At 69.8% G+C, this 12,761-nt stretch carries 11 protein-coding genes; 5 read left to right on the forward strand and 6 right to left on the reverse strand.

Translation table 11 applies throughout. The features are described from left to right. Entirely contained in the window at positions 1–621 is a 621-nt protein-coding gene (locus IT779_RS02470) for a DUF5134 domain-containing protein (protein WP_196147455.1), read from the reverse strand. Positions 622–735: 114 nt separating this feature from the next. Next, on the reverse strand, positions 736–1,728 hold the full coding sequence (locus IT779_RS02475; RefSeq protein WP_196147456.1) for a helix-turn-helix domain-containing protein: 993 nt from the start codon (positions 1,726–1,728) through the stop codon (positions 736–738). Between IT779_RS02475 and IT779_RS02480 the strand changes: the two genes are divergently transcribed. Together IT779_RS02480 and IT779_RS02485 are read left to right on the forward strand one after the other, a co-directional pair. After that, a complete protein-coding gene (locus IT779_RS02480) occupies positions 1,636–2,289 on the forward strand; it encodes an SDR family NAD(P)-dependent oxidoreductase (protein ID WP_196147457.1) in 654 nt (217 codons plus the stop codon). The two genes, IT779_RS02475 and IT779_RS02480, sit on opposite strands and share 93 nt — an antisense overlap. A 126-nt stretch (positions 2,290–2,415) precedes the next feature. After that, positions 2,416–2,898: a GNAT family N-acetyltransferase gene (locus IT779_RS02485; protein WP_332838617.1), complete on the forward strand. Its 483-nt coding sequence runs from the start codon at positions 2,416–2,418 to the stop codon at positions 2,896–2,898. A 3-nt stretch (positions 2,899–2,901) separates the two neighbouring features. Here the strand turns inward: IT779_RS02485 and IT779_RS02490 are convergent, their stop codons facing one another. Both IT779_RS02490 and IT779_RS02495 read right to left on the reverse strand, forming a co-directional pair. Next, positions 2,902–4,125, reverse strand: a complete 1,224-nt coding sequence (locus IT779_RS02490) for an aminotransferase family protein (protein ID WP_196147458.1) — start codon at positions 4,123–4,125, stop codon at positions 2,902–2,904. Beyond that, positions 4,122–4,784, reverse strand: a complete 663-nt coding sequence (locus IT779_RS02495; protein ID WP_196147459.1) for a Pr6Pr family membrane protein — start codon at positions 4,782–4,784, stop codon at positions 4,122–4,124. The genes IT779_RS02490 and IT779_RS02495 overlap by 4 nt, the downstream gene beginning before the upstream one ends. A gap of 148 nt (positions 4,785–4,932) precedes the next feature. Between IT779_RS02495 and hrpA the strand changes: the two genes are divergently transcribed. Further along, on the forward strand, positions 4,933–9,783 hold the full coding sequence (hrpA, locus tag IT779_RS37390) for an ATP-dependent RNA helicase HrpA (protein ID WP_232541351.1): 4,851 nt from the start codon (positions 4,933–4,935) through the stop codon (positions 9,781–9,783). Between the two features lie 25 nt (positions 9,784–9,808). Here hrpA and nrdR read toward each other — a convergent pair whose 3' ends face one another. Continuing rightward, positions 9,809–10,279 (reverse strand): transcriptional regulator NrdR, encoded by a 471-nt coding sequence (nrdR, locus tag IT779_RS02510; RefSeq protein ID WP_196147460.1) that lies wholly within the window; start codon positions 10,277–10,279, stop codon positions 9,809–9,811. Between the two features lie 204 nt (positions 10,280–10,483). Next, positions 10,484–10,933 carry a hypothetical protein gene (locus IT779_RS02515; RefSeq protein WP_196147461.1) on the reverse strand — a complete coding sequence of 150 codons (450 nt, stop codon included), beginning with the start codon at positions 10,931–10,933 and terminating at the stop codon, positions 10,484–10,486. Between the two features lie 260 nt (positions 10,934–11,193). Between IT779_RS02515 and lexA the strand changes: the two genes are divergently transcribed. Together lexA and IT779_RS02525 are read left to right on the forward strand one after the other, a co-directional pair. After that, the gene (gene lexA, locus IT779_RS02520; RefSeq protein ID WP_198428139.1) at positions 11,194–11,871 is read left to right on the forward strand and encodes a transcriptional repressor LexA; all 678 of its coding nucleotides are present in this window, start codon (positions 11,194–11,196) and stop codon (positions 11,869–11,871) included. A gap of 139 nt (positions 11,872–12,010) precedes the next feature. Beyond that, positions 12,011–12,649 carry a class I SAM-dependent methyltransferase gene (locus IT779_RS02525; RefSeq protein WP_196147463.1) on the forward strand — a complete coding sequence of 213 codons (639 nt, stop codon included), beginning with the start codon at positions 12,011–12,013 and terminating at the stop codon, positions 12,647–12,649. Positions 12,650–12,761: the final 112 nt, after the last annotated feature.

Genomic DNA, 12,761 nt, shown 5'->3' on the forward strand with positions numbered 1-12,761 from the left:
CTAGCCCGCGACCGCGCCGACCAGCATGTAGACCATCCCGGCATCCATGATCAGATGCGGGATCATCGCGGGCGCGTCGCCGGACCCGTGCCCGAACCAATGGCGGCGGCCGAGCGCGAGCAGAGTGACGACCGCGTCCACCGCGAACACCGCGGCGGCCCCGTACGCGAGCATCGGAGCGGGGGCGGCATGCCCGGTCGCGGTGTGACCCGACATGACCGAGAGCATGGCAGCCGACGCCGCGGTGTGATAGCCGAGCACCGCGGCACGGGGTACCTCGTCGCCGGGCAACCGACCGCGCCACCGCGCGATCCGGCCCGCGAGCAGCAGGGCGAAGGCCACCGTCGTCGCGGTCAGCACACCGCGCATCGCCTGCGGGTCGACACCCGAGGGGAACACCACCATGGTCGCCATGACCAGGCACATGATCAGGTGGGCGGCATCACCCTCGCGGTGTCCGTCCGCCGCCACCCCGCGATAGCCTGCGACGAGCGCATCCGATCCCGGGGCCGCGGCTGGCATCGGAGCCGACAGCCGGGCGAGCACCAGAACTCCCGCCACCGCGAACGCCGCCACCACCGACCACCGCAACGCGGCGTACTCCTGCACGAAATGTGTCACCCCGCACCACCTCTCGACACGCGGATTACATCCTCGCAGTCGCGACGACGGCCCGGTACCGGATCACGCGCCCTTCCGATGCCTTCGCGACGCCACGACACCGCCACACCCGGATCAGGTGCGGCCCGCGCCGGCCCGCCCCTCGGCGGCGGCGCGAGCGAAACGTCCGGGCGGCATCCCGCGCCACTGTTTGAACGCCGCCGAAAAGCTCGGCGCGCCCGCGTATCCCATGCGATAGGCGACGTCCTCGACCGTGAGCCCGCCCGCGAGCAACTGTTCGGCGAGCTCACCGTAGGTCTCCGCGCACAGCCGCCGATAGGAGGTGCCCTCCTCGGCAAGGCGGCGGCGCATCGTGCGCAGGCTCATGTGCAGCCCGACCGCCACATCCTCCTGGGTGAGGCGCCCGCTCATCCGCCGCATGAGGATCGCGCGCACCGACCCCGCGACGGTCTGCTCGGCGAGGCCGCGGCGGCGCGACAGTTCCGCGCACTGTTCCTCGAAGTAGGTCACGGTGTGCGGACTCGCCTGCGGCATCGGCGCATCGATGCCGACGGCGTCGAAGACCGCGATATGCGGCCCGACGCAGTCCACGGCGGGCACGTCGAAGCGCCGCAGGATCGGTTGCAGCCAGGGCCGCAGTCCGTGCGCGACCTCGCCGCGCAGCATTCTCGGCGGCGCGCCGAACACCACGAGCCAATTCGACAGCAGCGCCGCCAGATCCCGTTCGAGCAGGAATCCGCGCAGGTCGCTCGGTATCGCGCTGTCATCGAGATACAGCCACCACTCGCGCTCGTGGTAGACGTGCCAGGCCCGCCCGAAAGAGGTCATCAGGCTGAAATATCGCATGGCCACGTCGATTCCGGCGCGCACGGTGGGGCTGCCCATGACCGCGAGCCCGAAGACGCCGAGCGAGGTGGCGTGGGTGCGCAGCCCAGCCTCGGTCGCCACTCCGGACCGATCACCGAGCGCCGCAACGATATTGCGCACCAGCGCCAGTTCCTGTCCGAGGCCGCGTTGGCGTTCCTGGCCGCGGGCGCGGATGTCGCAATCGGCGATTCGGATCTCGGCAAAGTGCGCGCAATCACCGCGCAGCTGAGTCGGATCCACGGCGCGGACATGATCGGGCTGCCAGTGGAGGTCACCGACGCCGATCGTTTCGCCGAATTCCTCGACGGCGCGGCGGGCAGGCTCGGCGGTCTGGACGTGGTGGTGAACGCCGCCGAGATCGGTCCGGGCGACGGGTTTCTCACCGAGTCGGCGCGCGAATCCGATCTGCGGATCGATGTGAACGTACGCGCGGTGGTGACCGGATCACGCTTGGCCGGAATACGATTCGCCGAGCAAGGGTACGGCCAGATCATCAATATCGGGTCGGCGGCCGGTGTGACGGCGGCCATCGGCGCGGCGGTCTACTCGGCCACGAAACACGCCGTGCTCGGACTCGGCGCCGCGCTGCAGCACGGACTCGCGGACGAGGGCGTGATCGTCAGCACCGTGGCACCCGGCAACGCACCGCATCCGGAAGCGGTGGCCGACGCCATCGTCGACTGTGTCGAGCACCGCCGCGGCGGACTCGTCGAGGTTCCCGCCGCCGGGTGGCTGCGCTCGGTGATCGCGGACCGGACGCGGCGACGGGCAGGAATGCGGCGCCTACTCGGACATGCCTGAACCGTCGTCTCCACCCATCCCGCGCGGCGCCGCCGAACCAGGCGGGGTTCGCATCCAGCCCTTTCGAGGGAACCGGTCGGTCGACCCGATGCGCCGTCGGGAACCTCGTCGGACGACAATCGCGGTGTGCCGAACGCCGAAAGCCACACCGGACTCAGCATCGAGATCGAGGATCCGGCCGATCCCGACATCACCGCGCTGCTCACCGAACATCTCGACGATATGCGCGCGCACTCCCCCGCCGACAGCATGCACGCCCTCGACGTCGCGGCGCTGCGGGATCCGGCGGTCACCTTCTGGAGCGCACGCGAGAACGGGCTGCTGATCGGCTGCGGCGCGCTCAAACAGCTCGATCCCGCGCACGGCGAGGTCAAGTCCATGCGCACCGCCGTCGACCACACCGGTCGCGGTGTCGCGGGCGCGGTGTTGATCCGCATCATCGCGGTCGCCCGCGCCCGTCGCTATCGGCGGCTGAGTCTGGAAACCGGTGCGGACGAGTACTACCGACCCGCCGTGCGCCTGTATTCGAAGTACGGATTCCAGATCGGCGCACCCTTCGGCGACTACGTCCCTGACCCGCACAGCGTCTTCATGACCCTGCGACTGTGAGACTCATCCCAAGGCGCGGGCGAATCCGGACGCCAACTCGTCGACTTGCTCGTCGGTGGTGATCAGCGGCGGGGAGATCTGCAACGCGCCCTGCCCGACGGCCCGACTCGAGACCCCATGGGCGCGTAGCACTTTCACCATGGGCGCGGCCAGATCCGGGTCGGCGAGCTGCACGGCCGCCAACGCGCCGACACCGCCGCGGACCTCGGCGACGGCGGGATGGTCGGCCAGCGGCGCGAGCCGGTCGAGCAGTACCGCCTCGAGCCGCGTCGCCGCGGCGAGCAGATGTTCCCGCTCGGTGATCGCGAGGGTTGCCGACGCCGCCGCGGCCGCACCCGCGTGTCCGCCGTAGGTGTAGCCGTGGCGCCACCACACGCCGCCCGCGAAGAACGGCTCCGCGACCCGCGGCGCGACCACCACCGCGCCCATCGGCATATAACCCGAGGTCAGACCCTTGGCGGCGAGCAGGATGTCGGGTTCGAGGCCGAATCGGGTCGAGGCGAACCAGTGCCCGCCGATGCGGCCGAATCCGGTCACCACCTCGTCGGCCACGAACAGGATGTCGTGCGCGCGGCAGATCTCGCGGACGCGGCCGAGATAGCCCGGCGGCGGCGGGTGCACACCGCCCGCGCCCATGACCGGTTCGCAGAGGAACGCCGCGATCCGGTCGGCGCCGAGCCGGTCGACGAGGGCGAGCAGCGCTGTCGCGTCGTCCCACGCGACGGTGCGCGCGTCGGCCATCAACTCGCCGTACCCCTCGTGGTTGCGCGGGATACCCGCGAGCGCCGTTCCGCCGACATGCATCCCGTGATACGCGAGGCTGCGCCCGACCACCACGGATTTGGCCGGGCGGCCGACCTCGCGCCAGTAGCGCCGCGCCAACTTGACGGCCGTGTCCACCGAATCCGAGCCGCCGGAGGTGAAGAAGACCTTGCTGTCGGGCACGGGCGCGATCGCGGCGACCCGCCGAGCGAGTTCGGCGGTCACCGGTTCGGCGGTGTCGCCGAAATTCGAGTAGTGGGCGATGGTGCGCAACTGGGCGGCCACCGCGTCGGCGACCTCGGCGCGGCCGTGACCGATATTGGCGAACCAGAGCCCGGCCGTCGCGTCGAGGTAGCGCTTGCCCGCGGCATCCCAGATGTAGGCGCCATCCCCGCGTGCCACCACGAACGGTCCGTCCCGCTCGACGGCGCCCATATCGGCGAATCCGTGCCAGAGGGCACTCATCTCACGCCGTCCACTTCCGCGCCGCGTGGTGCGGGCCCGTGATGGCGCCACCGGGTGGCCCACGCGCCGATCGACAGCACGGCCGACGCCAGTAGCGCGAACACACCGGCGAGGATGATCAGACCGATGATCAGCGAGACATATCCCTGCCGACGCGGGTCGATGAACGGATACGGATACCAGTCCGCGAACGGACCGCGAACCAGTGTGTAGGCGCCGTAGACGAGCGGATAGATCAGCCACACACCGATCGAACGGGCGCTGACTCCCAGCGCGACGGGCGCGAGCACCCAGTCCAGCAACATCACGATCGGCAGGATGCGGTGCAGAACATCGTTGATCCAGCGGTCGGTGAGCGACACGTCGATATTCGCCAGCAGGACCGCGTAGATGACGCCGGTGATCAGCAGATACAGCGTCGCCGCACCGCGCACGAACTGCCAACCTCGGTCGAGCGGGTCACGCAGGCCACCGACCAGCAACACGACGACGCCGAGCACATTGGACTGGATGGTGAAGTAGCTGAAGTAGTTCGCCGGGGAGAAGGCGCCCAGATCGGCGTCCCGCAGCGGTATCCAGACCAGGGCCACCGTACCGAGCAGCCCGATAGCAACTCGCAGCGCCCGGACCCACCACACCGTTCCCGCACCCGGTCCCATCGCACGATGGTCGCACAACCTGACCCGGTAGCACCCGCGAACAGCAGTTGGCATCCGAGTGGCTACCACCGCGGTCGCGGTTGTCGCCCCGTGCGCGGCGGGCTCCCGCGGCACGGACCCGAGTCGGACCACTACGCTGGAGTGCGCAATGACCAGGACAGCCGACTCCGCGACCCGTGAACTACGCACCCGGCTGGCGAACCTGACGCTGCGCGACGAATACCGGCTCCGACGCAGACTCGACCGGGCTCGCGGCGCCGAACTCGCCGAGATCACCGCCGAGATCGACGCGGCCGAACTGCGCGTCGAGCGGCGGCGCGCCGCGGTGCCCCGCATCACCTACCCCGAGCAACTGCCGGTCACCCAGCGCCGCGGCGACATCGCCGAAGCCATCGCCGCGCATCAGGTGGTGATCGTGGCGGGCGAGACCGGATCGGGCAAGACCACCCAGATCCCGAAGATCTGCCTGGAACTCGGGCGCGGCATTCGCGGCGCCATCGGACACACCCAGCCGCGCAGGCTCGCCGCGCGCACGGTCGCCGAGCGGATCGCCGAGGAATTGAGCACCGAACTCGGCGACGTCATCGGCTACACCGTCCGGTTCACCGATCAGGCGTCCGAACGCACCCTGGTCAAACTCATGACCGACGGCATCCTGTTGGCCGAGATCCAGCGCGACCGGTTGCTGCGCCGCTACGACACGATCATTATCGACGAGGCGCACGAACGCAGCCTCAACATCGACTTCCTGCTCGGCTACCTGAAACAGCTGCTGCCGCGCCGCCCCGACCTGAAGGTGATCATCACCTCGGCGACCATCGACCCCGAACTGTTCGCCCGGCACTTCGCCGACGACCGAGGCGAACCCGCGCCCATCGTCGAGGTGTCGGGTCGCTCGTATCCGGTGGAGGTCCGCTACCGGCCGCTCGCGCTCGAGGTGCCCGCCGCCGCCGAGGACGACGACGAGGACACCCGCATCGTCGACCGCGACCCGGTGGACGCCATCGGCGACGCGGTGCGCGAGTTGTTCGCCGAGGGCGACGGCGACGTGCTGGTCTTCCTGTCCGGCGAACGCGAGATCCGCGACACCGCCGACGCGCTGCGCGACCTGCGGCTGCCGCGCACCGAGATCGTGCCGCTGTACGCGAGACTGTCGGCGGCCGAACAACACCGGGTGTTCCAGCCGCACACCGGACGCCGCGTCGTACTGGCGACCAATGTGGCCGAGACCTCGCTGACCGTGCCCGGCATCCGCTACGTCGTCGATCCCGGCACCGCGCGCATCTCCCGGTACTCGATGCGCACCAAGGTGCAGCGGCTGCCCATCGAGGAGATCTCACAGGCGTCCGCGCGCCAGCGTTCGGGCCGCTGCGGCCGCGTCGCCGACGGCATCGCGGTGCGCCTGTATTCCGAGGACGATTTCGAGGCACGCCCAGCCTTCACCGAACCCGAGATCCTGCGCACCAACCTGGCGGCGGTGATCCTGCAGATGACCGCCCTCGGACTCGGCGACATCGAGCGCTTCCCGTTCGTGGAACCCCCGGACAAGCGCGCCATACGCGACGGCATCGCCCTGCTGGAGGAGTTGGGCGCACTCGTAAGGCACATCGACCGGCGCGGCGGATCGGCGTCCGATGGCGCCGCGAAGCCCGAGGGAGTCTCGAAGTCGAACTCCGAGAATGTCACGACATCGAGTATCGGAGCCGACGACGCATCGCTCGCTCCGGACACCGCGTTCGTAGCCGCAGCACGTGCGGCGTCGAACGCCACGACCGACACCGCCTCGAACAGCGAATCCGGCGCCACGTCGAATGCCGAAGGCAAAGCCGTGTCGAACGACGCGACCCCCTCGATCCCCGAAACAGCCGTGTCCTCGAACACCGTCGCCGTCACGGCCTCGAACGACACGGCACACACGACTTCCAATTCGAGCGCCGTATCAGAGGTCGAGACCCGCTCCAGCCCCGATACTGCCGGTGAGAAGGCTCCCGCGAGCAGGCGAAGCGCACCGCAGGACGCGCTGACACTGACCGCCACCGGTCGAGAAATGGCCCAGATACCGGTCGATCCGAGGATGTCGCGCATGCTCGTGCAGGCGCACCGGACGGGCTGCCTGGCCGATGTGCTGATCATCGTCGCCGCGTTGTCGATCCAGGACGTGCGCGAACGACCCGCCGAATTCCAGCAGGCCGCCGACACCAAGCACGCGCGTTTCGTGATGGACGGCTCGGATTTCCTGGCCTACCTGCGCCTGTGGGAGTACCTCACCGAGCAGCGTAAATCGTTGTCGTCCAACCAGTTCCGCCGTATGTGCCGCGACGAGTTCCTGCACTACCTGCGCATCCGCGAATGGCAGGACCTGCACGGCCAATTACGCACCATCACACGAGGACTCGGGTGGTCGACCGATGCAGCCGCCCTCGGACGCGAAGGCGACACCTCCCCACGACGCGACGGCGACACCTCCTCACGGCGCGACGGCGACACCTCCCCGCGACGCGACGGCGACACCTCCCCACGACGCGACGGCGACACCTCCCCACGACGCGACGGCGACACCTCCCCACGACGCGACGGCGACACCTCCCCACGACGCGACGGCGACACCTCCCCACGACGCGACGGCGACACCTCCCCACGACGCGACGGCGACACCTCCCCACGACGCGACGGCGACACCTCCCCACGACGCGACGGCGACACCTCCCCACGACGCGGCGACGGCACCTCCCCGCAGCGCGGCGAGGACACCTTCTCGCAGAGCGGCGATGGCAACGCCCGACACGATGGCGACACCGCTGGGGGCGCGAACGATTCCGGACAGGGCGCACGCACACGCGGGCGGCGCGGACGAGGACGCGCTCCCGACGCGCGACGCTCCGGTGATGCCACGCCACGCACCGAACGCGCGAGCACCAACACGCCCGCCGAATCCGACGGCGACACCTGGGATTCCATCTCCATCCACCAGGCCCTGCTGGCGGGAATGCTGTCCCACATCGGTGTCCGCGAGGCCGAATCACGCGAATTCCTCGGGGCGCGCAACGCCAAATTCATGATCTTCCCCGGTTCCTCGCTCGCCAAGAAACCGCCGCGCTGGGTGATGGCGGCCGAACTGGTCGAGACCTCGCGGCTGTGGGGCCGGATGGCGGCCAGGGTCGAACCGGAATGGGCCGAACGCCTCGCGGGCGATCTGGTCAAGCGCACCTACTCCGAACCGCACTGGTCGAGCAAGCGCGGCGCGGCGCGCGCCTACGAGCGCGTCACCCTCTACGGGATTCCGCTGGTGACCGGACGCGCCGTCGACTACGGTCGCATCGACCCCGAACTGTCACGAGAACTGTTCCTGCGCCACGCTTTGGTCCAGGGCGAATGGCAGACCCGGCACGAATTCTTCCACCGCAATCGCGCCCTGCTCGACGATGTCGCCGACCTCGAGCACCGGGCCCGCCGCCGCGACATCCTGGTCGACGACGAGGTGCTGTTCGAGTTCTACGACCGCCGGGTGCCCGCCGACATCGTCTCGGTGCGCCATTTCGACACCTGGTGGCGCCGCGCCGCGCGCACCGACCCGGCCCTGCTGGATTTCTCGAAGTCGACGGTGGTCAACGCCTCGGCCACGGGCCTGGATCCCACCGCCTTCCCGGACGCCTGGCGGCAGGGCGAACTGAGTTTCCCGCTCAGCTATCAGTTCGAGCCGGGGCAGGCCGACGACGGTGTCACGGTCGCCATTCCGATCGAACAGCTGGCGCACGTACGGCCCGTCGGCTTCGACTGGCTCGTGCCCGGCATGCGCGAGGAGCTCGCCGCCGCCTACATCAAGACACTGCCGAAGTCATTGCGGCGCGCCGTGGTTCCCGCGCCCGACTTCGCCGCCGCCGCGCTCGCGGCCCTCACCCCCCGGTCGGAGCCACTGCGCGTCGGGCTCGCGCGGGAGCTGTCGCGTCTCGGCTCGATCACCGTGACCCCGGCCGATCTCGATCCCGCCGCGCTGCCCGACCATCTGCGCGTCACCTTCGCCGCCGTCACCGCCGACGGTTCGGTGACGGCCAAGAGCAAAGATCTTGCCGCGTTGAAAACGCAACTGGCCGAACAGGTCTCGAAGTCGGTGGCGCGCGCCACCGCAGGCGCCGAACGCGCGCCGACCGCGGTGTGGACCTCGGAGTCGCTCGGCACGCTGCCCTCGACCGTGCGCAGGGAGGTCGCCGGGCAGACCGTGACCGGTTATCCCGCACTGGTTCCCGAGACCGACGGCGTCGCGGTGCGAGTGTTGAGTTCGCCCGCCGAGCAGGCCGCCGCCATGCGCGCGGGCACCCGCGCTCTGGTGTTGGCCGCGCTGCCGACCTCGGTGCGCGCGGTCACCGCGAGTCTGCCGCCGCGAGACCGGTTGAGCCTGAGCCAGAATCCGTACGGCACCGTCGACGCGCTGGTCGAGGACTGTCGCGCCGCGGCCGCCGACGAACTCGTGGCCGCCGCGGGCGGGCCGGTGCGCGATCCCGCCGCTTTCGACCGCTTGGTCGCCGCCATCCGCCCCGACTTCACCTCGGCGGTAGCGCGTTCGGTGCGCGCCGCGGTGCCGGTGCTCGCGGGCGCGCAGCGGGTCGCCACGGCGCTGGCCGACACCTCCGAACGGGATATCGCCGAGGACGTGCGCCGCCAGCTCGACGACCTGGTCTTCCCCGGCTTCCTCTCCGAATGGGGCGGCGCCCGGCTGCGCGAGCTGCCCCGCTACCTGGACGCGGCAGTGCTGCGCCTGGAATCCCTACCCGGCTCGGCGACCCGGGACCGCCAGGGCATGGTCGAGGTGGATCGCGTCCTCGCCGCCTACGGCCGCCTGCTCGAGGCACTGCCCGAGCACCGCCGTCACGCGCCCGATGTGGCCGAGATCTGGTGGATGATCGAGGAATTCCGGGTCAGCCTGTTCGCACAGAAACTCGGCACGCCGTATCCGATCTCCGCCAAGCGCATCGAGAAGGCGATCGCCGCCGTCAAGCGGTGAACCGCACGCTCGGTACGCCGCCGCTTCAGTCGACCGTGACCGCGGCGGCCGCGCGCGCGGTCCGCATGTGCTGGATCTCGCGTTCGAAATCCTCGGCGGAGGTGAAGGAGCGGTACACCGAGGCGAAGCGCAAGTAGGCGACCTCGTCGAGATCGCGCAACGGACCGAGGATGGCCAGCCCCACCTCGTGACTCGGCACTTCGGGCGAACCCTTCGCGCGCACCGAGTCCTCGACCTGCTGGGCGAGCAGGTTCAGGGCGTCGTCGTCGACCTCGCGGCCCTGACACGCCCGCCGCACGCCGCGAATCACCTTCTCCCGGCTGAACGGTTCGGTGACTCCGCTGCGCTTGACCACGGACAGGATGGCGGTCTCGACCGTGGTGAATCGTCTCCCACAGGTCGGACACGAGCGTCGACGACGGATGGCCGCACCTTCCTCGGCCTCGCGTGAGTCGACCACCCGTGAGTCGGGGTGTCGGCAGTACGGGCAATGCATCCGAGAGATCCTTCGACGACGCGCGCGCTCGCGTCCGTCCCGGTGTGACCGGTCCGACGAGCTCGTGTACAGGGCGTGAACCCGGCGCGAGGCGCACCGCCGAATGACGGCAGACGCACCTCTATAACACTTCGAGGATACTCGGAACACCACCGGGGGTTTCGCCCGGAGTCGCGCAGCGCGCGCAGGCGTGTCGCGGGCGCGTCAGCGGGGTAAGGGATCACTCGGCACGTCATGGCGCTCGACCACGCCCGGTACCGTCGAGGTTTCCTCGGGCAGGGTTCCGGCCCGCCAGTGCGCGATCACGATGAGCGCCGTCACCGCAAGCGCGCTGAGCAGCGCCGCCGCGGCGAGCACCGCGAAGCCGACCGTTGCCTGTTCGACCCGCGCTCGCATGGGGTGCTCACCCCGCGGAGCCCGCACCACCGAACGCACCGGCCCGCGCCGGTACAGCCGCGTCGGGGCGCCCGGCCTGCCGTCGCGCGGGCGGCGCCTGGCGACCCGCCGCGGTGCGACCTCCAGCGCCCGCGCGCCCGCCCGGCGCGGCGCGCACGCCGCTGCCTCGGCTTTGTCGGACTGTTCGGCGCCGTCGAACAGCTCGGCACTATCAGACTGGACGGTCGCTCGAACGTTTTCGCGGATCGCGGTGTTCATCGGACAAACCTCCGTGAGGGGTGCGGTGGGGTAGCTCGGAGAGTCGGCATTCGATCACATGTTCGAAGAACTGGTGTTCGATTTCTACCACGGTCCGCCGACAAAGTCAGCTCGAACACCCGACATACGTCGAACAGATGTTTGAAACATTCGAACACCCGGACTAAATTCAGACAGCGACAACATCAACAGGAAGGCGGTTGCCGGTGAGCCACACAGACGACACGGGTGAGGAGAGCGGAGTCGGGGCGGACCCGTCCCTGACCGGGGCAGATCTCACCGTGCGTCAGCGCAAGGTACTCGAGGTCATCCGCACCTCGGTGAGCGAGCGCGGCTACCCGCCGAGCATCCGCGAGATCGGCGACGCCGTCGGCCTCACCTCCACCTCCTCGGTCGCCCACCAACTCCGCGCACTCGAACGCAAGGGGTATCTACGCCGCGACCCGAACCGCCCGCGCGCGGTGGACGTTCGCGGACTCGACGAGGCGGTGCGCGCGGTCACCAGCCTGCCCGGCGCCGCGCCCGCCGCGGACACCGAAACCCTCGGCGACGCGGGCCATCCGACACCCACCTACGTGCCCGTCCTCGGTCGCATCGCCGCCGGTGGCCCCATCTTGGCCGAACAGGCCGTCGAAGACGTGTTCCCGCTGCCGCGTGAACTGGTCGGCGACGGGTCGCTGTTCCTGCTCAAGGTCGTCGGCCAGTCCATGGTCGACGCCGCCATCTGCGACGGCGACTGGGTGGTCGTGCGGCAGCAGAACGTCGCCGACAACGGCGATATCGTCGCCGCCATGATCGACGGCGACGCCACCGTCAAGACCTTCAAGCGCACCGGATCGGACGTGTGGCTGATGCCGCACAACCCGTTGTTCGAACCGATTCCGGGCAACGACGCGCGCATCCTCGGCAAGGTCGTGACGGTGATCCGCAAGATCTGAGCGCGGTACCGGAACCGAGGGCGGTGGCGCATTCGCGTCGCCGCCCTCGTCCATCCCGCCACACCGGCACTCGAGCGGGCGCGCGGCGAGGCAGAATCGTCAGCGAACGCGACAGGCGATGACGCGAAGGGGGCCGCCGATGTCCACATCAACCACCCGCCCACTCAACGACCTGGTCACCCGCGGCTGGGGGACGTTGTCCCGCACCTACGACCTGCCGCTGGTCCAGCGGCTGTCCTATCGGCCCCCGCACGACGAGATCCTCGAGCAGGTGCGCACCTCGGGTGCGCGCCGCGTCGCCGACGTCGGCTGCGGTACCGGTATTCTCGCCGCGCGCATCGGCGACGAGATCGGTCCCGACCTCGTCTACGGCTGCGATCCCTCCACCGGCATGCTCACCCGCGCCTGCGCCCGATCGCGGCGGGTGCGCTGGTTCGAACGCGGCGCCGAGGACCTCCGACTACCCGACGGCGCGCTGGACGCGATCGTGTCGACCCATGCCTTCCACTTCTTCGATCACCGAGCGGCGCTGCGGGAGTTCCATCGGGTACTCGCGCCGGGCGGACTGCTCGCGATCGTGTTCAACAACTTCCCCGGCGCACTCGCCCGCGCGCTGCAACCGCGCGCGCTCCGTGATATCGCCTACTTCCCGGCGCCTGCCGAATTCGCGGAAATGGTCACCGCCGCGGGGTTCTCGGTGACGGTGCAACGCCCGGTACGGCGCCCGATACCCGCGGCGCTCGTACCCGATGTACTCACCGTAGCCCGCCGATCCTGACCCGGTCCGAGGATCGGCGCCGCGGCGGAAGCGCCACCCTACCTTGTGACCGACCACGAACGGCCCGGTATTCCTTGTGATGATTCATGCACTCCGGAAGTGTTCGGCGACA

Origin of the sequence: Nocardia bovistercoris (genome assembly GCF_015674855.1) — a bacterium.
Classification (GTDB): domain Bacteria; phylum Actinomycetota; class Actinomycetes; order Mycobacteriales; family Mycobacteriaceae; genus Nocardia; species Nocardia bovistercoris.

Coding starts and splice junctions, on each gene's coding strand:
- nrdR (WP_196147460.1), bottom strand. CDS start 10,279: ATGCATTGCCCGTACTGCCGACACCCCGACTCACGGGTGGTCGACTCA.
- hrpA (WP_232541351.1), top strand. CDS start 4,933: ATGACCAGGACAGCCGACTCCGCGACCCGTGAACTACGCACCCGGCTG.
- IT779_RS02515 (WP_196147461.1), bottom strand. CDS start 10,933: ATGAACACCGCGATCCGCGAAAACGTTCGAGCGACCGTCCAGTCTGAT.
- IT779_RS02490 (WP_196147458.1), bottom strand. CDS start 4,125: ATGAGTGCCCTCTGGCACGGATTCGCCGATATGGGCGCCGTCGAGCGG.
- IT779_RS02525 (WP_196147463.1), top strand. CDS start 12,011: ATGTCCACATCAACCACCCGCCCACTCAACGACCTGGTCACCCGCGGC.
- IT779_RS02495 (WP_196147459.1), bottom strand. CDS start 4,784: ATGGGACCGGGTGCGGGAACGGTGTGGTGGGTCCGGGCGCTGCGAGTT.